The organism is Fictibacillus sp. WQ 8-8, assembly GCF_024494405.1.
GTDB classification, from domain to species: domain Bacteria; phylum Bacillota; class Bacilli; order Bacillales; family Fictibacillaceae; genus Fictibacillus_C; species Fictibacillus_C marinisediminis.
In genome coordinates this window covers 394084-413987 of record NZ_JAMXKG010000004.1, presented here as the reverse complement: position 1 = coordinate 413987, position 19904 = coordinate 394084, and the positions used below count along the sequence as shown (strand labels likewise).

General features: G+C 37.2%; 19 protein-coding genes and 2 pseudogenes. 14 read left to right on the top strand and 7 right to left on the bottom strand.

Features of this window, described 5'->3' with window-relative positions:
• Positions 1-504: 504 nt before the first annotated feature.
• Positions 505-939 (bottom strand): annotated as a pseudogene (locus M1K46_RS11705) (ATP-binding protein); the annotation flags it as partial.
• Positions 940-1212: 273 nt separating this feature from the next.
• Between M1K46_RS11705 and M1K46_RS11700 the strand changes: the two are divergent.
• The 3 genes from M1K46_RS11700 to M1K46_RS11690 are packed head-to-tail and all read left to right on the top strand — an operon-like array spanning position 1213 to position 5925.
• Entirely contained in the window at positions 1213-2736 is a 1524-nt protein-coding gene (locus tag M1K46_RS11700; protein WP_256226103.1) for a hypothetical protein, read from the top strand.
• Complete coding sequence (locus M1K46_RS11695) at positions 2733-3332, top strand: ABC-three component system middle component 1 (RefSeq protein ID WP_256226102.1); 600 nt, start codon at positions 2733-2735, stop codon at positions 3330-3332. The genes M1K46_RS11700 and M1K46_RS11695 overlap by 4 nt, the downstream gene beginning before the upstream one ends.
• A complete protein-coding gene (locus M1K46_RS11690; RefSeq protein ID WP_256226101.1) occupies positions 3325-5925 on the top strand; it encodes an AAA family ATPase in 2601 nt (866 codons plus the stop codon). The genes M1K46_RS11695 and M1K46_RS11690 overlap by 8 nt, the downstream gene beginning before the upstream one ends.
• Positions 5926-5961: 36 nt before the next feature.
• Here the strand turns inward: M1K46_RS11690 and M1K46_RS11685 are convergent, their stop codons facing one another.
• Positions 5962-6315 carry a BC1872 family protein gene (locus M1K46_RS11685; protein WP_256226100.1) on the bottom strand — a complete coding sequence of 118 codons (354 nt, stop codon included), beginning with the start codon at positions 6313-6315 and terminating at the stop codon, positions 5962-5964.
• An 800-nt stretch (positions 6316-7115) separates the two neighbouring features.
• Between M1K46_RS11685 and M1K46_RS11680 the strand changes: the two genes are divergently transcribed.
• Both M1K46_RS11680 and M1K46_RS11675 read left to right on the top strand, forming a co-directional pair.
• A complete protein-coding gene (locus tag M1K46_RS11680) occupies positions 7116-8624 on the top strand; it encodes a recombinase family protein (RefSeq protein WP_256226099.1) in 1509 nt (502 codons plus the stop codon).
• 28 nt (positions 8625-8652) lie between these two features.
• A pseudogene (locus tag M1K46_RS11675) lies at positions 8653-9051 on the top strand (sigma-70 family RNA polymerase sigma factor); the annotation flags it as partial.
• A 292-nt stretch (positions 9052-9343) separates the two neighbouring features.
• Here the strand turns inward: M1K46_RS11675 and M1K46_RS11670 are convergent.
• The 3 genes from M1K46_RS11670 to M1K46_RS11660 form a co-directional block, all read right to left on the bottom strand.
• Positions 9344-10594: an Nramp family divalent metal transporter gene (locus M1K46_RS11670; RefSeq protein ID WP_256226098.1), complete on the bottom strand. Its 1251-nt coding sequence runs from the start codon at positions 10592-10594 to the stop codon at positions 9344-9346.
• Positions 10595-10738: 144 nt separating this feature from the next.
• The gene (locus M1K46_RS11665) at positions 10739-10987 is read right to left on the bottom strand and encodes a hypothetical protein (protein WP_256226097.1); all 249 of its coding nucleotides are present in this window, start codon (positions 10985-10987) and stop codon (positions 10739-10741) included.
• Positions 10988-11108: 121 nt separating this feature from the next.
• Positions 11109-11258, bottom strand: coding sequence for a hypothetical protein (locus tag M1K46_RS11660; RefSeq protein WP_156316361.1), 150 nt, complete (start codon positions 11256-11258; stop codon positions 11109-11111).
• Between the two features lie 365 nt (positions 11259-11623).
• On the opposite strand from M1K46_RS11660, the gene M1K46_RS11655 reads away from it, so the two are divergent.
• Positions 11624-13402, top strand: coding sequence for a M3 family oligoendopeptidase (locus tag M1K46_RS11655; RefSeq protein WP_256226094.1), 1779 nt, complete (start codon positions 11624-11626; stop codon positions 13400-13402).
• Between the two features lie 44 nt (positions 13403-13446).
• Here the strand turns inward: M1K46_RS11655 and pssA are convergent, their stop codons facing one another.
• Together pssA and M1K46_RS11645 are read right to left on the bottom strand one after the other, a co-directional pair.
• Entirely contained in the window at positions 13447-13986 is a 540-nt protein-coding gene (gene pssA, locus M1K46_RS11650) for a CDP-diacylglycerol--serine O-phosphatidyltransferase (RefSeq protein WP_062237009.1), read from the bottom strand.
• A gap of 273 nt (positions 13987-14259) precedes the next feature.
• Positions 14260-14415, bottom strand: a complete 156-nt coding sequence (locus M1K46_RS11645; RefSeq protein WP_053357805.1) for a sporulation histidine kinase inhibitor Sda — start codon at positions 14413-14415, stop codon at positions 14260-14262.
• Between the two features lie 424 nt (positions 14416-14839).
• Between M1K46_RS11645 and M1K46_RS11640 the strand changes: the two genes are divergently transcribed.
• The 8 genes from M1K46_RS11640 to M1K46_RS11605 are packed head-to-tail and all read left to right on the top strand — an operon-like array spanning position 14840 to position 19870.
• Positions 14840-15355, top strand: coding sequence for a YqeG family HAD IIIA-type phosphatase (locus M1K46_RS11640; protein ID WP_062234812.1), 516 nt, complete (start codon positions 14840-14842; stop codon positions 15353-15355).
• Positions 15356-15357: 2 nt separating this feature from the next.
• Positions 15358-16458, top strand: coding sequence for a ribosome biogenesis GTPase YqeH (gene yqeH, locus M1K46_RS11635; protein ID WP_256226093.1), 1101 nt, complete (start codon positions 15358-15360; stop codon positions 16456-16458).
• Between the two features lie 15 nt (positions 16459-16473).
• Positions 16474-17316 carry a shikimate dehydrogenase gene (gene aroE, locus M1K46_RS11630; protein WP_256226092.1) on the top strand — a complete coding sequence of 281 codons (843 nt, stop codon included), beginning with the start codon at positions 16474-16476 and terminating at the stop codon, positions 17314-17316.
• Positions 17303-17593: a ribosome assembly RNA-binding protein YhbY gene (gene yhbY, locus M1K46_RS11625; protein WP_053357809.1), complete on the top strand. Its 291-nt coding sequence runs from the start codon at positions 17303-17305 to the stop codon at positions 17591-17593. Before aroE ends, yhbY begins: the two co-directional genes overlap by 14 nt.
• A 12-nt stretch (positions 17594-17605) precedes the next feature.
• Entirely contained in the window at positions 17606-18196 is a 591-nt protein-coding gene (locus M1K46_RS11620; protein WP_082316194.1) for a nicotinate-nucleotide adenylyltransferase, read from the top strand.
• Positions 18174-18746, top strand: coding sequence for a bis(5'-nucleosyl)-tetraphosphatase (symmetrical) YqeK (yqeK, locus tag M1K46_RS11615; RefSeq protein WP_256226091.1), 573 nt, complete (start codon positions 18174-18176; stop codon positions 18744-18746). The genes M1K46_RS11620 and yqeK overlap by 23 nt, the downstream gene beginning before the upstream one ends.
• A gap of 16 nt (positions 18747-18762) precedes the next feature.
• Entirely contained in the window at positions 18763-19116 is a 354-nt protein-coding gene (rsfS, locus tag M1K46_RS11610; RefSeq protein WP_062234829.1) for a ribosome silencing factor, read from the top strand.
• Positions 19117-19129: 13 nt separating this feature from the next.
• Positions 19130-19870 (top strand): class I SAM-dependent DNA methyltransferase, encoded by a 741-nt coding sequence (locus tag M1K46_RS11605; RefSeq protein ID WP_256226090.1) that lies wholly within the window; start codon positions 19130-19132, stop codon positions 19868-19870.
• The last annotated feature ends 34 nt before the right edge of the window (positions 19871-19904 follow it).

The window sequence follows — 19904 nt, the reverse complement described above, 5'->3', positions numbered from 1 at the left end:
ATGTAAAGTTTTCGACAGGGTACGTTTGAAGAAGAATTAGGGAACGTATTTATAGATAAATTTTCACCCACCAAACCACCCACATTTTATCCACCAAAGTATCACCTTTGATATATTTTAATACACACATATTTTATAAAAGTATTGATTTTATAGGGTTTTATCACTTAATTATGTTTTAAAAACACATAGTATCTGTTTCCACTCAGGTACACCCTTTGAACGTGAACAATATCAAGGCATGTATTAAGAGTAAAACCCCTTGATAATATGTATCGAGGGGTTTTGTTTATATTTTAAAAAGTGTGTAGATTAAAAGAAGGAGTATTATCTCAAAAGGGTTTTATGTAGTCTTCTAAAATGGTCTTTCCACCGGTATATGCTAACAGTTTGATCTCGTCTAATAAACGTTCACCATAATAAACACCATCCTACATGTTTTTTGCAAGCAGAAAATACTGAGAGAGTTGCAGCGAAATATGCATAGACTTGCAAACTCTCTTTTTAAACTAAGTTTTTATTTTGTGATTTTACAGATGAAGGGGCATTTTTCAGCCTGAAACTTTCACCTGTAAATGCCACGACATGAGCGTGATGAATAAGTCTGTCCACTAAAACTGAAGTTAGTCGATTATCGCCAAAGATGCGATTCTATTGTCCAAATTCAAGATTGGAAGTGACAATTACGCTTTTCTTTTCTTAACAGTCTGCTATGATGTGAAAAAGCAGCTCTGAACCTTCCTTTTGAAAAGGGACATATCCTAACTCGTCCAATATCAGTAGGTCACATTTCTCAATTTGCCTCATTAATCGCTGTAATTTTCCTTGTTTTAATACGTCTTCTAAATTTCCAACCAGATCGGCAACCCGGTAAAAGCGCACATCCATTCCTTGTTCACATGCCTTCAAGCCTAACGCCGTTGCTAAATGATTCCGGCCAATGAAATGTACCATCAATGACATTCTTCTTACCACTCAATGACAAATAATGTATAGACATTCCTTATTTAAACAAATCTTTGAAAAAATCTCCTCTGGTTATCATGAACCATAACTCCTCTCAAAACTATGGTTGTATTTTAAATAAGGATTTTATTCCGGCTATCTAGGTGTTTTTGTCATCGACTTTAACACATTACAAATTCTATTATATTTATATTGATTGTTATAAAATTCATATTATTGTAAAATTTAGTTAAAAAAGGTGTGGACATGACAGTTCTATTAAACGATATTATAGATGGGATTCACAGAGATAATCAAAATCGAGATGCCTTCCATTCAATTGTAGGATATTTTTATCAGTTTGAATTGACACTTTTACATATACTTACAGAAGGTACAGAAAAAGATGCATTTGAAGAAGAGCTTTCTCCTGCAATATATAAAGTTGAGACTATTGAAGACTACGTAAAATACTGTCATACAAAAGATAAAAGCCATATTAGAGTTGCTCAAATAAAGCATCATTCAAAAGGTGTAACTGATTCAAAGTATTATGATGCTGTACTATGGTTATACCTCAATTACCTTAAATTTTTACAATTAAAAATCGATAAAGAAACATCCTATAAAGCGATAATATTTCAATATGACCCAAATGGGGAAAAAGATATCCAAACAGTACTAGAGTCTGCCTTTAACTCTTATGAGATTAAAAGAAAAAAAGAATTAGAAAAAATGAAAAAAGATGGAAGTGATAAAATCCCAAAACATAATGTATGGGATAAAATTTGTGAAACTAGAATAGATACCGACCAAAATAGAGAAGAATTCTATAAGATTGCACGCTTCAAAGCTACTAAAAGTCATAAAGAAATCTCAGATGAACTTAAAATGAAACTTCATTCGTATTTTGGTGATTTAAAGGATGGATATACACCAGAGTTTTTATATGGCGCAGCTATTACTAAACTTATAGAAGATGGTCAAAATGGTCTTGATTTAACTTTTGAGTCTCTAAAGTCTTATTTCCACGGGGTTCCTTATGAGATGAATGATTTCTATACTCAGAAGATAATTGATTTTATTTTCTCTGTTGTGGACTCAAATTTATCAGACATAGAATTTGATATGGGTTTTGATGATACAGTGACTGAAAGTTATAAAATAATCTATAACCATGTCATAAAACCTTTTTTAAAGGAAAAACTAATAGAAAACGAACTTCGTTGTTCTTTTTTAAAGTCTATTGCACCAAAAGAATTAAAAAATTTTACACATAATAGTTCCGAAGAGTTCATGGAGTTTCTTACATGTAGTAGTCCGATTGCTAATTTTCTCAGTAAGTTAGCAAAAATCCTTTATTTTCATGAGGCAAAAGAAAATGGAATTGGAAGTTTAGAAGATTGGTTTAAAATAAATGAAAAAGCATGGCTTTTTAAATATCCAGATGAAACAAGAGGAATCGGAGTTATTACAGGGGATATATATGGTGAAAGCTTTTATGCTTGCTTAAGACACTTCCTTCCTAGATTGAAACTTAAAGACATAAGACCAGATGTCTGGTATATGGGTCATGATGATGATGATTTTAATGCTTCTAGGAACTTGAATTATGAAATAGATATTACTCTACCAAGAGAAGAGCGTAAACGATTGACTTTTTGTGAAGTTGAAGATGATCATTTTCACGTGCAATGTATGGGTTGTTTGTCCCGTAATAAATTTGAAAAAATAAATACAGTTCCAAACATCTTTGTCGATGGTTGTTTTATAAGGGGAGATAATAGTTGAAATTAGAAATAGTTCAAGATTTTTTAACATCAAATGGATATGAAAAAAAGAAATTTAATAGAGAAATTATTAAAAACAACGTCGAAGATATTTTACCATTCGAGAACATTTACATTAATAGAATTGAAACCGAATTATACCTTATTGAGGAGAAAAATACACCTTTTACTCAAGAAGAAATTGAAGAGTTTGAAAATATTATATTAGCATTCATTCAAGTACTCCCTAATCGAAATCCATTGAAATACAATATAAATTTGCTTCTGCTTTGTCCTTTGCAAACTGATTGTATTGATAAGAGTGACGTAAGGTTTCTTGTAGGACTAGAAAGAAATAAATATACGTGTAGAAAAATTGTTATGGATACTTCAAGCTCTAAGGATATTTTTATAAAAAAAGAAATTTCATTACTTCCATCTTTCCCTATAAAAGTTGAATTAACTCAATCTAAATCAATTAAAGATAGTTTAATTGAAGAAGTAAAAACAGTAGTTAATAAAAATCTGTATAACGAGTTAGTTAAAGAGAACGAAGAATTGAATCTAGACACGGTTCTAAATCTCCTTGAATTAAAGGAGGGAAAATCTGATGAATAATGGTTTTTTTATTAAAGGTATAAAAATCCAAAATTTTAGAGGATATGAGCAACAAGAGTTTTCATTTTTTCATCAAAAAGAAAGCATGAAGGGTTTAATTTTATTAGGTGGTCCAAATGGCTACGGAAAAACTTCATTGTTAGATGCAATGGAGTGGTGTATGACTGGTTCCATCCAAAGGGTTGTTGAGGACTATGAAATTAGAAAAGAAAAAAATAAGAAAATGCAGAAGTGTCTACTACGGCATAATGGGTCAAAAAAACAAGTAAGTGTCCTTATGGATATTGTTTATCTAAACAATGATCTTGAAATAGAGAGAATATATATGGGAGACAATGAAAGTAACGGTTTTTTTCCTGAAAACACTATTTTTAAAGTTAATGGCAAAAACATTGAGGAGAAGAATACAATTGATTACATTCTAAATCAATCGATATCTAAAGAATTTTATGAAAGATACACTAGTTCATATGAGAAAAACATAAGAGTATATGAAAAAAGCAGAAATGACATTTATGATATGTTTTCAGCTTTTTTTGGAGGCACAAAGGAAGTTGAGACAATTATTTATAATTTGGACGGATATCCTGGAAAGAATAATAGAAAAGGGTTGGTAGAACAATTAAATAATCAAATAATAGAAGAGTTTAAACCTAATTTTGATATTGCCAAGGGTATGTATATTGAGGCAGAAAAAAAACAAAAAGAATTGCTGGAAGAAAGAAATAAAAGCGGAGATGTCTCAATTAATATTAAAGATTACCCAAAAGAACAATTTTATAATCAAGAAGTATTTCCGCAAGATTTACTAAGTATTGATACAAATTTTCATGATAAAATTGTTCGTATTAAGAAACAAATATTCATGTTTAAAGAATTTAAATATCTTAAAGAAAAGAAAGCAGCATATAAAGAAGTAGATACATATCTAAATCAGTTACGTAATCAAAAAGAGCTACAAGATTTTAATAAACAGGTTGAAAATCCTTTTAAACTGTTGAGAGAAGAACTGATAAGTATACAAGGGAAAACAATTGAAAATTTAGTATACGATAAGAATATTCAAGAAGGTTATAAGAGAGAGGTATCTAGCTTTAAGAATTCATCAAAAGAAGGGGTAGAAAAACTTAAAGCTATCTCTTCGATTATTTTAGATAAAAACGACCGAGAACTTAGCACTTTTGCAACTATAGTTGAATATTACTCAAATTTAGAAAGTCTAGTAAACCAGCTTGAGGGTTTTAAGAGTTCAGACGATGCAATTAATGCATTAAGATCGTTAATAGATCATTCACAGGGATTTTTCAAGTTACGTGAAGATGGACAAGAAGTTTGTCCTCTTTGTGGAAGTAAAGAATTATTTCCTATTGAAAGTAATGAACTTGTAAGGAATGCTAGGAAAATTCTTGGGGAAGTTGATTCTAAAAGATCAAACCTTCAAAAATCATCCAACGAACAAAAAGAACATATCAATGTTATTTATAATCAATTTGTAAAGTATTTATTGAACTCAATTGACACAAAAATCATATCTTTAAATAATTTATTAACAAATTTTGATAAAACGAAAAAATTTAAGAGTGCTTGTTCTTCATTTAAGTTAAACTACCACGAAGTAAATGATGAAATAATACAAAATAAGAGACGTGAATTAGAAAGTCGGATTTTGGATGATCTCGAATTTTATGTTTTAGAGACTTCTATATTGGACTTACTTATAAATGAAAAGGGTGAACTTGATCCCGTTCCTAGCAAATTTAGTGAAGGTTTAATGAATCGAGATGAGTTTGTGTCTTTAGATACAATAGAAAAAATAGAAAGTTTATTAAAGTTCAAGGAGTCGTACAGAAAAAAAACAGAACAACTACCTAATCAAGTAACCATTGATAGTATAAAAATTGAAAAAATAATTAAAAAGCTAACTATATTAGATGAAATTGAAACAAATCTTGTCAATGATAAAATATTAAAGGAATCTCATTCTGACCTAGACAAAAGAAAAAAGATTTTGAATCAACATGAAGAACTACTTATGAAAAAACAGAATGAATTAAAAGCTTTAAAAGAGATATCCCTAGAATTAAAGAAAAAAAGGAAACAATGGGATAGGCAGATGGTAGAAGAAATCCGTTCACCTTTACAACAAATATATAGAAGGATAAACCGCCATACCAATATAGAAGAAATTAATTTAATCATGGATGGTACTACAAAAACTAAAGCAAGTTTAATGGCAACCATTAGCAATGAAGAAGTTTCTGCTACAAATATATTAAGTGCTGGTCAATTATCTGTTGTAGCTCTTTCAATTTTCTTAACAGTGGCTATGGGACAAAAAAATAATGTTTTCAAATGCTATTTTATGGACGACCCTATCCAAACAATGGATGACCTTAATATTCTTTCTTTTATTGATTTACTTCGTACAGAACTTTCTAATGAAAAAGAGGAAAATCGATTTTTTGACCAACTGTTCTTTACTACATGTGATGAAAATCTAGAAAATTTAATAGTTCACAAAATGAAAAATTTTGGTATTAACTACTCACATATCCATTTTACTGGATATGGTGAATATGAATCTAGAGTTTAAACACCAAATACGTGTATAAAATATAGCATCCTTTAATTAAAATTCAATATTGACCTTTTTATATTTCAATACAGCAAGACAAATCGATTCGGAAAGAGAAGTTGATACCGCTGCTCCTAAATTAGAACGATTATCATGTTTATGATTAATTTGACACTGATATTTCTGATTGGAATAATAAATAACCATCTCTAAATTATCTTTTATGATTCTCTTAGATAGATCCATTGCATCATGTAAGTTTGTGGTGTAATGCCAATTGCCAAGTTGGTAATGTTTCTCATACCAATGTTTACCTTCTAATGTGGAAAAGCATTCTAGTTCTAAAACTTTATTACTTAATAACATATTTTTTTCACGATTTGTCATGTCACTCCATTTATATTTCATGAGTCTATCTCCTTAATAAGAGTGTGAGAGTATTCTATATATCTTATTCAATTAATAGAACTTCATGAGAGGTTTTTATCTAAGCGGTGGTTGAAGGATTAAAACGGTATGATAGATGACCTTATATATGAATTTTAGTAAAAAAAGTAAAAACTGTTATTTTGCTAAAAATGGTAACTAGGTAGGAAAGCATGGAAAGTGTCAAGGTAGGTTATAAATTACCGTAAATGTCCAGTTTTAAAATTCCCAGAAGGAGTTCTAACTAACCCTTCTGTTTTTCTTTTACGCTTCTTTTTTCTTTTTTATAGATAACTTGCTCCTTTATAAATGAATGTCCTGAAATGGTGTAAATAACAATCTAACATAAAATACGTGTGTAGTTATTTGAAATTTTCAAAAACATAAATTAGCAATTAAAGTAGTATGATGGACCAAAATTCCGACCAAAATTGGACCAAAATAATTTAAAAAGATAATAAATATCTTGAAAACAATAAATTTAAAAAGCTGATATCACAGTATTTTAGACATATTTTGAAAAGAAAAAAAAGGGTGAGATATGTTCCGTACACAGGGTCCACATTGGAACCTTCAAACCATTTTTAACTCCTTACACTATTGGGTTTGAGGGGTTTTCATATGGCCCTATAAGACTTTAGAAAGTAACCAAGCCGTAACAGCATACCTTCTATAGAGGTGATGCGAGGTGCATATCAAAATCATTGAAGGAACTTCTACTGACAAAATCAGGTATTCTTGCTACTCTTATCTTAAAGATAAGTACAGAAGGGAGAAGCTCAATGATCGCGATCTATGCAAGGGTGAGTACAGAGGAGCAGGTAAAGAAGGGCTTCAGCTTGGAGGATCAGATCAAGGAATGCAGAAAGAAGGCAAAGACAGATGAAGTGATGGAGTATGTAGACCGAGGAGTTTCTGGAGAAATCCTTGATCGGCACGCTTTGACTAAATTACGAAATGACGTTAAAGAAGGGTTGATCACTAAAGTCATATGCTTAGATCCTGACCGGCTTTCCAGAAAGTTAATGAATCAGTTAATTATTACAGATGAAATTGAAAAACGGGGAGTGCAGCTCGTTTTTGTCAATGGAGAGTATACGAAGACTCCTGAAGGCAACCTCTTCTATAGTATGCGCGGAGCCATTGCGGAATTTGAAAAAGCAAAAATTAACGAACGGATGAGCCGGGGGAGAAAAGAAAAAGCCCGGCAAGGCAAAGTTTTACGGAACTTTCAGATTTACGGATATGATTATGATAAAGAACATGGGAAAATCGTCATAAATGAAGAAGAAGCAAAAGTCGTACATCTCATATTTGATCTGTTTACCCAGCCGAATACGATGGTTGAAGGCATCAATGGTATTGCAAAATATTTAACGAGCAAAGGGATACCTACCAAAAGGGGCGCAAAAGTATGGCATCGCCAGGTGGTTCGGCAGCTACTGATGAACAGAGTGTATACGGGAGAGTTTTATCAAAACCGTTGGAACACAGAAGGTATGCTAGGGAACAAGTATAAGTTTAAAGAAGACCGTGTCCCAATGACTGTTCGTCCAAAAGAGGAATGGATACGAATCGAATGTCCTTCCATCATTGAAGAACAGATATTTGAGCATGCTCAAACCCTGTTAACTGAGTCAAGGCGAAGATGGGCTAAAAAAAGTAAGAATGAATATCTATTAAGCGGGCTATTACGCTGTGGTGATTGCAACAATACGATGGTTGGCGTTAAAACTAAAAACTGGGGACAGACCGTTTTTATTTATACCGATAAAAAGAATACCTCAGGTGCAAAAAATCCAGGTTGCGGCAGAAAAGTCTATGTTCCCAAATTAGATGAAGAAGTGTGGGAGACGATTTTAGAATGGTTAAATACACCAGAGGAAATTGCAGCAGCGACTGAAAGAGAAGGGGAAGAAAAATCTGTCCATTTTGAAGAAATTGAAATTGACAGGCTGCAATCTGAAATAAAAAAGGTGAAAACCGGTAAGAAACGTTTGCTAGCATTATTTACTCAAGGATTGGATCTTTCGGAAGAAGAGGTAAAACAATCACTAAAAGAGCTAAAAGAAAAAGAAAAACGTTTGCAAAAGGATTTAGATGAACTGGGAGCGAAGAAGAAAAGTAGTGAACAGCATATATACGGGAAAAAGTTATTGGAGGAGGCTGCAGAATTTTACTTCTCAAAGGGAAAAGAGGAGTTAAGCTTTGAAGATAAAAAATCCCTAATACGCCATGTTGTAAAAGAGATCAGGATATATAAAGACAGTATTCAAATTTATACGTTCTAACTGGTAATATCTAACGCAATGTAATGACATTAGAATCGAGATTCTTATGCATTTGCGTGCGTTAAAGAAGACCAAGAAAGATGTTTCTCTTCATGATCCGATCGGTACCGATAAGGAAGGCAATGAAATCACCTTGATTGATGTCCTGAAAGCGGAAACCGAGGATGTCGTCGATGCCATTCAGCTGAAAATGCAGAAAAAGAAAATCTATGATTACATTCATGTTTTGGATGATCGGGAGAAAGAAGTCATCGTCGGTCGGTTCGGACTGGATCTTCAGAAGGAAAAAACACAGCGGGAGATCGCGAAAATGCTGGGAATCTCCAGGAGCTATGTATCAAGGATTGAAAAGCGGGCCTTAATGAAACTGTTTCATGAATTTTACAGAAGCCGGCAGCAGGGGCAGAAAGAAAAGCCCTCCTATTAATTAAATACAATAAAAGTGCTGGCCAGAGAATGGACTCAGTACTTTTATTTTTGTTAAAGCTCTGTTAGCCGATGTTTATTGATTTGTTGTAGGTTGTGATTGAAGCGCCGATTGAAAAGCAGAAGGGTATAAGCAAGCATTTTCCCATCTGTTTTCGGGCATTCATTTATTTCACAAATCTGCCGGGTCTAAATTAAAGAACCTCCTGGGTGTTATTGCCATTATTATCAGCAAGTTCTTATAATGAAGCGAAATAAAACAAGCCAGTCTATGCTGGCTTGTTTCTTGTTTATTAGAAATTCCCGCCGAATGTCTGGTAAATCAGAAGGGCATTCAAAAAGATAATGAGTGTGGCTACAATACATAATAAAACGTTCGTCAATGGACGATTCGCATAATTGCCCATAATCTTTTTATTGCGTGTAAACATGATAAGCGGAATGATCGTAAACGGCAGCTGCATGCTGAGCACAACCTGGCTGACAACGAGTGCTTTCCACGTATCAATTCCCATCCCAATGATGATAAGAGCGGGAATCATCGTTACAACCCTTCTAACCCAGATAGGCAGTTTAACATTCAAGAATCCTTCCAATATATACTGTCCTGCCATTGTTCCTGTTACTGAGGACGATAGGCCGGCTGAGAGCAGCGCGATCGCAAAAGCAAGGCTGGCAAACCCGCCAAGCAGAGGAGTAAGCGTTGAATAGGCATCCTCAATCGATTTGACGCTCACTCCATTTTTGAAAAAGACTGCAGCTGCGACAATGATCATGGCCGAGTTAATGAACCAGGCAATGTTCAAAGCAAGAAGGGAATCTACGATGGCAAACTTATATACGCGATGATTATGTTTTGGCTGGTCCTTCTTCAAACGATTTTTCACTACCGAAGAGTGAAGAAAGATATTATGCGGCATCACGGTCGCACCGAGCATACCGATGGCCACTAAGATGCTGGCTGAATTAAGTTGAGGCACAACCATATGATAGCCTACTTGGGCAAAATCTGGTTTAGCATAAAATAATTCCATGATATAAACAGCGGCTACGACTAACACGAAAGCCAGTATGATCTGTTCGATGAAACGATATCCATACTTATGAAGAAGCAAGATTCCAAATGTAACAGCAGCTCCGATTAATGCGGCTGGAAATAAAGGGATTCCAAGAAGTATATAGATCCCGAGTGCAGCACCGAGAAACTCCGCAAGATCGGTAGCCATGGCAGCAAGTTCTGCTGTTATCCATAAAAAAACAGCAACCGGCTTTGAAAAATGCTGGCGGCAGTTTTCTGCCAATGATTTCCCTGTAGCTACTCCGAGTTTGGCAGCTGTAATCTGTAAAAGAATCGCCATTAAATTACTAAGCAGGAGAACCCATAACAGCGTATAGCCAAACGTGGCGCCGCCTTCAATGTTGGTTGCCCAGTTACCAGGGTCGATATAGCCGACACTCACAAGAAACGCTGGTCCAAGAAAAGGAAACGCTCTGCGAAATTTACCCTTCTTAGGGATAGCAGCAGCCAGTGCTTTACTATTCATTGTTGCTCACCTTCCTTGCAAAATAGGTCACAGGGTGTCCTTCAGGTTAAAAAGTTTCCTTTGTTCAACTTTTTGAGATTTGACTATAATATATGCGAGTAATCAGGAAAATGCAACAAATAAGAAATAAAAAAGGAAGCAGGCTTATCGATTGGTATTTACTATATACATAATGAATAGAAAAATAATCGTGGGTACGACCCAGACTAATGCAGTGACCAGCATGAGAAAGAAGAAGATGACAGACATCAGGGTAGAATAACAAGCGTTGATCCAATCTTGTTTGGTCAAAGTTCGGCGGATCTCAATTTCTTTTGGATCAGTCGTAGTTCCTTTTAACGTGTAGAGGTCTTCATTTTGTTTTTCTTCTCCGGCAAAGTCAAGCCAGATCATCGTTTTCCGGACAGCTGAAGCGGAGAAAGAGGCAATTTGTCATTCATGCTTCGTTTCTCGGACACCCACTAGATAGAGTTGATACTTTCCGTTTTTTACTTCAGTGAAGGCAATTTGCTTTTCACTGGTAACGAGAGGCAAAGATACGGAGCGGCTCCAATGTGGATCGGGGAGTGAACGCTCCTTTTTTAAGTTCTGGACAAGTGTCATCGAGAGGATGGTGAGTAAGGATAATACCGGCAGCATGAAAATTTTTATTTTTCCTTTTCAATGTGCTCCCCCTTTAAAAAAATGAATTAAGCAAGCTCTCTTGAAATATAACGAAATAGTAAGAAATTTACAATTTAATTAAAAAGGAAAACAGGAATTAGGATTGAACCTATTATTAAAGGGAATAGATGAAGTAAGAAATATACATAAGGAGGCTGCGGAATATGCAGGAAGTTTTGTTATTTGCAGTTATGATCCTGACATTAGTCTATTTCATGTATCTTTGCATCGCAGAATAGGTTTTTTGCTCTTTTCCTGTACGGGAGAAGAGTTTTTTTATTTTAAATAAACTAAATAGTCGATTTTTATTGGGAATTTCATTATAATGGAAAAAGATCGAATACTTTATTTACAAGGGGGATTACCATGTTATTACAGGGATTGCGCGAGAGCTGGGATTTGGATTCTATATTCAGCGGAGGAAGCCGATCGGAAGAGCTTTTATCTGCTATCTCCAGCATTGAAGCACAGCTTGCGGCTCTAAACAAAAAGGTAGAAGACTTTCAATTTTCAAAGGAATCATTTCAGGTGATCGTGAAGGATGTTCAAGAAACAGCTGCCTTATTGAATGAATGTATATCCTATGTTGGGTGTCTTGCTGCTCAAGATGTTAATGACAAACAGGCTTTAAATCTTCGCGGAAAGCTCGAGTCTATGAATGCGGCCTACACTACCATTCTGGTGCTTCTTGATAATAAGATGGCTGAAATTCCGGATGAAGAGTGGAACGAAGCCCTTCAAAGCGAATATTTGTCCAGCATTGCATTTTCTTTAAATGAGAGACGTAATCTAGCGTCTCAAAAATTGTCTTATGAACAAGAAGCTTTGATGAATGACCTGGCCGTGGATGGATATCATAGCTGGTCTACCCTCTATGACACAGTCGTAGGGAAAATCGGCATCGAGGTAGAACTGAACGGCAAGAAGGAAACGCTTTCTGTCGGCCAGGCAGAAAACCGGATGACTAGTGCGGACAGGCAGGAAAGAGAAACGGTTTTCGCTAAATATACGGAAGCATGGGATCAGCAGGGTGATTATTGTGCAGAAGCTTTAAATCATATTGCAGGATTCCGAAACAGCCTATATAAGCATCGCAAGTGGGACGAAGTGCTGAAAGAACCGCTTGATATCAACCGCATGTCCGCTGATACGCTGAACGCCATGTGGCAGGCAATCGAAGAGAATAAAGGTCTTTTCGTGTCCTACCTGGACAGAAAAGCTTCTCTCCTTGGCTTGGATAAATTAAGCTGGCACGATGTTGATGCACCGTTATCAAGTGCCGACAGCAAAATGAGCTATGATGAAGCGGCCAACTTTATTGTCGAGCAGTTTCAGTCCTTCAGCCCTAAGATGGCAGAGTTCTCAAAACAAGCGTTTGAAAAGCAATGGATTGAAGCTGAGGACCGTACAGGTAAAAGGCCTGGTGGGTTCTGTACTGGTTTCCCAGTAAAGAACGAAACACGAATTTTCATGACGTTTTCGGGCACACCAAGCAATGTCTCTACTCTAGCACATGAACTTGGCCATGCCTTCCACTCATATGTAATGGAAGATATGCCTTATCTGGCTACTGACTATGCGATGAATGTCGCAGAAACTGCGTCTACTTTCGCTGAAATGGTCGTATCAGATGCTGCAGTAAAGAATGCGAAAACAAAAGAAGAAAAGATTGCCCTGCTAGAAGATAAAGCACAGCGCTCTGTAGCCTTTTTTATGAACATTCATGCCCGGTTCTTGTTTGAGACAAGATTTTATGAAGAGCGCAAAAAAGGGCTTGTACCTGTTGAGCGTTTGAATGAACTGATGGCTGAAGCACAAAAAGAAGCCTTCTGCGGCTCTCTTGAAAGCTATCATCCATATTTCTGGGCTTCAAAGCTTCATTTCTATATTACCGACGTTCCATTTTACAATTTCCCATATACGTTTGGGTATTTGTTCAGTGCCTGCATTTATGCTATTGCCAAAATAGAAGGCAGCAGTTTCGAAGAGAAGTACATCGCTCTTCTCAGAGACACGGCAAGCATGACGGTCGAAGAATTGGCGATGAAACACTTGAATGAAGATGTAACCAAACCGGCGTTCTGGAAAAAGGGCATAGAGGTTGCAATGGAAGATGTGAAGGAATTTCTTGACCTGACAAAATAATAAGCCACAACAAAACCATGGCCCAAGTCGGCCATGGTTTTTAATTACCGTTTCTGGATGGAGATCGAACTGATCATTAGAAAAGCAAAAGCGATGATGAAAAACATAAAAACATATCCTGGAACAAAAGGGATAAGAAGATAGCACATGGCGATGATACATCCTGCCACTGTGATTGGAACACCAACGAAGGAACCGTTGAATTCGGTAATATTGAATCGTGCCAGACGGATCGCTCCACACACGATAAATAGAATGGTAAAAATAATGCCGGGAACCCCAAAATTGAAAAGAGAGCCCTGATACAGCAAGAATGCAGGTGCAATCCCGAAGGAAATTAAGTCACAAAGTGAATCCAGCTGCTTACCAAATTCTGATTCTATGTTTAATTTCCGTGCAACCATACCATCAAATCTGTCAAAAAGGCCAGCTAGAAAAATTAGAATAAAGCCAACTTTTAAATCATCTTTAAAAATAAACATCAAAGCGAGAGCACCTAGTGAAAGGTTGATCAGCGTAAGAACGTTGGCCGTTTGGCCTTTCATTTTCTTAACTGTAGAGTCAACCCGCTCTCTTGCAATCATGGACATAACATCACATCGCTCCCTGTACCTTTCTTCATCTGAATGGAAAGAGTACTTGTGTATTAATATTATTCACTGTTAATGAAATATATTTGATTCTTATCATTATATGTTAATTTTATAAAATTGGAAAGGGGATGATTGGAAATAAGTCCCTGTTTCTGTTTCTTCCTATTTAATAGAAAAATAAAAAAAGGTAAGACTTTGGAATAGAACACTGTATCATTTCAAGAAAACATGCCTACTATTAAAACATAAAAAAAAGCCCATTTTTTAGTGATGGGCTTTCCAAAAGTGAGTGCTGAGACGGGTCTGAAGTGATCTGCGTTCGATCTCTTTTTGAATTAATGAAATAAAGTCTGTACTTAATTGAAGTTCTTTCGCTTTAAAATAAGATTCGATCAACAGTTCGTCCGATAAGTTTTCCATAAGTGAGATGCCAATCGGGTGGCATGTTCACCTCCTGTTTTTAATGCATATTGATGCATTTTCATCGCTGTATGTGTCATGATTTCTCATAGATCCGCATAAACTATATGTTCTGGTAGTTTTCTAAAATCAGCTTAACATGAAACATGAAACAGAACAATCGTTCGATTATCCACAACGTTTGGTGGATAACTTGTGGGTAGACTGTAGATAAGACAGAAAATTCTGCTCATTGCATAGAGGAACAATGTTAATAAAGTTATCCACATTGTCGGAATGCGAACATTTTGTCGAAAACTTTTCTTTAAAAGGATGCATCCTTTCCAGGCAAATGTAACTGAAAACAATAAAAAAGTTGTTACCCGTCGAATAACTGGTACAATGTAAAAGTGTAATCTGAATGAATAGTATAGAGGTGTCCAGCATGTTAAAAAATTTTTTGCCGGATGAACATGTCCAGAGCATTTTTGATATAACCCCTGAAATGCTAGTGAAACGAAATGTAAAAGGGATCATTACAGACCTGGATAATACCCTGGTTGAATGGGATCGGCCGGAAGCTACTCCTGAACTTTTAAAATGGTTTAGCTCTTTTAAAGAGAAGGGAATTTTAATTACCATTGTTTCAAATAACACGCAGCAGCGTGTGAGCAGCTTCTCCGATCCTGTTAAAATCCCGTTTATTTATAGTGCCAGAAAACCAATGTCCCGTGCATTCAAGCGGGCTATTCGCGATATGAAACTTCAACGAGAAGAAATTGTAGTTATCGGCGATCAGCTCCTGACGGATGTCCTTGGCGGGAATCGGCTGGATCTCCATACGATCATGGTTGTACCTGTGGCAAGCACCGATGGTCTATGGACAAGAGTAAACAGGAAAATTGAAAGAATGATTTTATCATGGATGAAAAGGAAAGGCATGCTTAACTGGGAGGAATAAGATTGAAGGAACAAATTAAGTGTATTGGATGCGGAGCACCCATTCAGACCGAAAATAAGGACGAGCTAGGCTATGCACCGCCGTCCAGTTTAAAAAGGGATGCTGTGATCTGCCAGCGTTGTTTCCGTCTTAAGCATTATAACGAGATTCAAGATGTCAGTCTTACCGATGACGATTACCGGAAAATTTTGTCAGGCATTGGAGAAACAGATGCCCTTGTCGTCAAAATTGTAGATATCTTTGATTTCAACGGCTCGTGGCTTCCTGGTATACACCGCTACATTGGACGCAATAAGCTTATACTTGTAGGAAACAAGGTGGATTTGCTTCCAAAATCGGTCAATAAAAACAGGATGACTCAATGGATGTCAACTATGGCAAAGGAACTTGGTGTAAAGGCAGAAGAAGTACACCTTGTTTCTGCAGCGAAAGGCACCGGCCTGTTGAACGTAGCTGAACGGATTGATGAACTGAGAGATGGCAAGGATGTCTACGTTGTCGGCTGTACCAATGTAGGAAAGTCCACTTTCATTAATGGTCTGATCAAACAGCTTGGAACAGAGAAGGATGATATTATCACAACCTCTCACTTTCCTGGTACAACACTGAATTTGATCGATATACCACTTGATGCTGAAACAGCACTGTATGATACCCCGGGAATCATCAACCATCATCAGATGGCTCACTTTGTCGGGAAGAATGAATTGAAAATCATCATGCCCAAAAAAGAGATTAAGCCGATGGTTTATCAGGTAAATGAAGGCCAGACTTTATTTTTAGGCGGACTGGCCAGGTTTGATTACATCAGTGGGGGACGAAGATCATTTGTCTGCCACGTTTCCAATGAGTTAACCATTCATAGAACCAAGCTTGAAAAGGCGGATGAACTATACAAGAACCACCTGGGTGATCTTTTATCGCCTCCTTCAGAAGCGGAGAATCTGCCGCCGCTCAGAAGACATGAATTTAAGATCAAAGATAAAGATACTGATGTTGTCTTTTCTGGACTTGGATGGGTGTCGGTTAAAGAACCGGGCGCTCAAATCGCAGCTTATGCACCTGAAGGCGTTGCGGTAACATTGAGGCCTTCACTCATATAGCCGGGAGTGATCAAAATGAAAAAATTAGTCGGTCTAATTGGATATCCTGTCAGCCATTCCATGTCACCGGAGATGCATAACGCAGCTTTCCAAAAATCAGGGCTTCCTTTTTATTATGACAAATATGAAGTTCATCCTGATCGTTTGGAAGAGGCAGTTTACAATATGAGAACAGAGGGTTTTGCAGGCTGGAATGTGACGATTCCGCATAAACAAACCATTATGCCTTATCTGGACGAAATTTCGGACGAGGCTAAAAAGATCGGAGCCGTAAATACGGTGGTGAATGAGAACGGAAAGCTGATTGGATACAATACGGACGGGGCCGGTTTTGTAAAAGGATTAATGCGGCATGTCCATTTTCCTATTGAGCAAGCGAAGGTTCTTATTATTGGAGCAGGCGGGGCATCTAGAGCCATTGGTTATGCTCTGGCGCAAACGGCTCCTAAATCCATCGTCATTGCTAACCGGACGATGGAAAAAGCAAGAGATATTCAAAAAGAGTGTTTGAGAGAGCATGACAAGGTGATAAGCTTACAAGAAGCAGCTGCCGTTCTTTCAGATTTTCAAATCGTAATTAACACGACGTCTATCGGAATGAAGAATGATGGGAGCACTCCTATCGATCTCCTTCATCTTGCACCGGGTACAGTGCTCTCCGATATCATATACAACCCGTATAAAACTGCTTTTTTGCAGGAAGGTGAGAAGCGGGGAACAATTATTGACAACGGAGTGTCCATGCTGGTTCTTCAAGGTGCTCTTTCTTTTGAGAAGTGGACAGGTATGCAGCCAGACATCGAACTGATGGAAACGATCGTGATCGAGAAATTGGGAGGAAATTATGTTAACAGGTAAACAAAAACGTTTTTTACGTTCAAAAGCAAATCCGATTCAGCCTATTTTTCAAGTAGGAAAAGGCGGAGTCAACAGTAATATGGTCAAGCAAATTGAAGATGCACTTGAGGCGCGTGAGTTAATCAAGATCAGCATCCTGCAAAATTGCGAGGAAAGCAAGGAAGACGTCGCTCAGGCATTGGTTAAAGGCGCAAAGGCCAACCTCGTGCAAGTGATTGGAAATGTCATTATTCTCTATAAAGAATCTAAAGAAAATAAAGAGATTGTACTTCCGTAAAGGATTGATTACATGGCGAGAATCGGTATTTTCGGCGGCTCTTTCCACCCTCCGCATAACGGGCATCTTCTCATTGCCCAGGAGGCATTAGCCGCATTTTCACTTGATAGGGTTGAATGGCTACCGGCAAGCCATCCGCCTCATAAGGATTTGGTATCAGGTGTTTCAGCAGAGGACCGAATCGACTTAGTGAAAGCTGCCATCCAGGGAAATTCTAAATTTTCCCTCTCTCTTATAGAGTTTGAAAGGGAAGGCCCTTCATATACTATAGATACCATCAGGGAACTGAAAAAGAGGGAACCGAACCATCATTATTTTTTCATTATTGGCGGTGACATGGCTGATTCGTTATCCACTTGGCATGGGATCGAGGAGCTTAGCCGGCTTGTAACCTTTATCGGTATTAACCGCAGTGGCCATCCCCTTGATGAAAACCAAAATCCTTATGGAGTCCAGTTGCTGGAAGTACCGGTTTTTGATGTTTCTTCGACCCTGATCAGAAAGAGAATAGCAGCTGGAGAGAACACAAAATATTTAATTCCGGATGATGTAAGAAAAATTATAGAGGTGAAGGGACTTTATGGATCGAGAAAAAGCCCTTGAAATTGTTAAGGCTCAATTAACGGAACATCGGTACATTCATACACTTGGTGTAATGGAAACGGCTATCGAGCTTGCAGACCGATATGGAGCAAGCAAGGAAAAAGCCGAACTTGCAGCCATATTTCATGATTATGCCAAATTCCGTTCAAAGAATGAGATGCGGGAGATAGTCATGCAGCAGGGCATGCCAGAGAGCCTCCTTCATTATGGTACAGAACTTTTGCATGCCCCGGTCGGTGCTTATCTGGTGAAAGAAGAAGCAGGAATCGAAGACCTTGAGGTACTCGAGGCTATCGCCTATCACACGACGGGCAGAGCAGCGATGGGTACGCTTGAGAAAATTATTTTTCTTGCGGATTATATCGAACCGGGCAGGAATTTTCCGGGCGTTGATGAAGTCCGTCAACAGGCTAAGGAAAACCTGAACCTCGCTTGTATTCAGGCATTAAAAAATACTGTAGGATTCTTAATGAAACAAAACCAACTGATATACCCGGAAACAATTTATACGTACAACAGCTTGTTGGCTGAAGTGAAAAACAAAAAGTGAATGGAGGAATATAATTTTGAAAGAACAGGAACTAATTGAGTTAGTCGTAAAAGCGGTGGATGACAAACGGGCGGAAGATATTATGATGCTCGATATGAAAGGCATTTCCCTTGTTGCTGATTATTTCTTAATCTGTCATGGGAACTCCGAAAAGCAGGTGCAGGCCATTGCTAAGGAAATTAAAGATGTAGCAGCTGAAAAAGAGATCATCATCAAGCGCATGGAAGGCTATGACCAGGCAAGATGGGTCCTTGTTGATATGGGAGATATGGTTGTCCATGTATTCCATCGTGATGAGAGATCTTATTATAACCTGGAGAAACTTTGGGGAGACGCCCCTACCGTTGATCTGAATAAGATCCTTTCCTAATTGAGGAGCAGCGATGAGCTATCAACAATTTGCGTATTACTATGATCAGCTAATGGAAGATGCACCGTATGATCAATGGGTTGCTTTTTTTAAACAGGCCGTTCAGTCATATGGGGGAAACGTCAGCAGTGTCCTGGATCTTGGCTGCGGTACAGGGTCTGTGTCCATCCGCTTATCAAAACAGGGTTATGACGTAACTGGCGTTGACCTTTCTGAGGACATGCTGGTGATGGCAAATGAAAAATCCTTGCAGCAGAAGGTGCCCGTACAATACATTCAGCAGGATATGACGGAACTGGAAGGGCTTCAGGAATTTGATGCTGCCATCATTTTTTGTGATTCACTTAATTATATTCTTTCTGAAGAAAAGGTCTTGGCTGCGTTTCAATCCGTTTATCAGCATTTAAAAGAAGACGGCCTCTTTTTATTCGATGTACACAGTCTTTATAAAATTCATAACATATTTATGGGCAGCACGTTTGGATCCAACGAAGAGCAGCTTTCGTATATTTGGCAGTGCTATGAAGGGGAAGAACCAGACAGTGTTGAACATGAGCTTAGTTTCTTTGTTCAAGAGGACGAAAACCGTTATATACGATTTGATGAAGTACATATTCAAAGAACCTTGTCAATTGAGGTTTATAAAAGGATGCTTCAAAGCACCGGATTTCGAGTTCTGGCAGTAACAGGAGATTTCTCTCAGGATGATATTCAGCCTGAAGCCGAACGGATATTCTTCATCTGTAAAAAATAAAAAATAAGCCATGGATTGGCTTATTTTTTATTTT

Excerpts from the sequence above, each read along its gene's own strand:
- M1K46_RS11605 (WP_256226090.1), top strand. The coding sequence starts at position 19,130 with ATGAGCTATCAACAATTTGCGTATTACTATGATCAGCTAATGGAAGAT.
- yhbY (WP_053357809.1), top strand. The coding sequence starts at position 17,303 with ATGTTAACAGGTAAACAAAAACGTTTTTTACGTTCAAAAGCAAATCCG.
- M1K46_RS11665 (WP_256226097.1), bottom strand. The coding sequence starts at position 10,987 with ATGATCTGGCTTGACTTTGCCGGAGAAGAAAAACAAAATGAAGACCTC.
- yqeK (WP_256226091.1), top strand. The coding sequence starts at position 18,174 with ATGGATCGAGAAAAAGCCCTTGAAATTGTTAAGGCTCAATTAACGGAA.
- M1K46_RS11645 (WP_053357805.1), bottom strand. The coding sequence starts at position 14,415 with ATGGAAAACTTATCGGACGAACTGTTGATCGAATCTTATTTTAAAGCG.
- M1K46_RS11685 (WP_256226100.1), bottom strand. The coding sequence starts at position 6,315 with ATGAAATATAAATGGAGTGACATGACAAATCGTGAAAAAAATATGTTA.
- M1K46_RS11620 (WP_082316194.1), top strand. The coding sequence starts at position 17,606 with ATGGCGAGAATCGGTATTTTCGGCGGCTCTTTCCACCCTCCGCATAAC.
- M1K46_RS11655 (WP_256226094.1), top strand. The coding sequence starts at position 11,624 with ATGTTATTACAGGGATTGCGCGAGAGCTGGGATTTGGATTCTATATTC.
- M1K46_RS11690 (WP_256226101.1), top strand. The coding sequence starts at position 3,325 with ATGAATAATGGTTTTTTTATTAAAGGTATAAAAATCCAAAATTTTAGA.
- pssA (WP_062237009.1), bottom strand. The coding sequence starts at position 13,986 with ATGATTGCAAGAGAGCGGGTTGACTCTACAGTTAAGAAAATGAAAGGC.
- M1K46_RS11640 (WP_062234812.1), top strand. The coding sequence starts at position 14,840 with ATGTTAAAAAATTTTTTGCCGGATGAACATGTCCAGAGCATTTTTGAT.
- aroE (WP_256226092.1), top strand. The coding sequence starts at position 16,474 with ATGAAAAAATTAGTCGGTCTAATTGGATATCCTGTCAGCCATTCCATG.
- M1K46_RS11700 (WP_256226103.1), top strand. The coding sequence starts at position 1,213 with ATGACAGTTCTATTAAACGATATTATAGATGGGATTCACAGAGATAAT.
- M1K46_RS11680 (WP_256226099.1), top strand. The coding sequence starts at position 7,116 with ATGATCGCGATCTATGCAAGGGTGAGTACAGAGGAGCAGGTAAAGAAG.
- M1K46_RS11670 (WP_256226098.1), bottom strand. The coding sequence starts at position 10,594 with ATGAATAGTAAAGCACTGGCTGCTGCTATCCCTAAGAAGGGTAAATTT.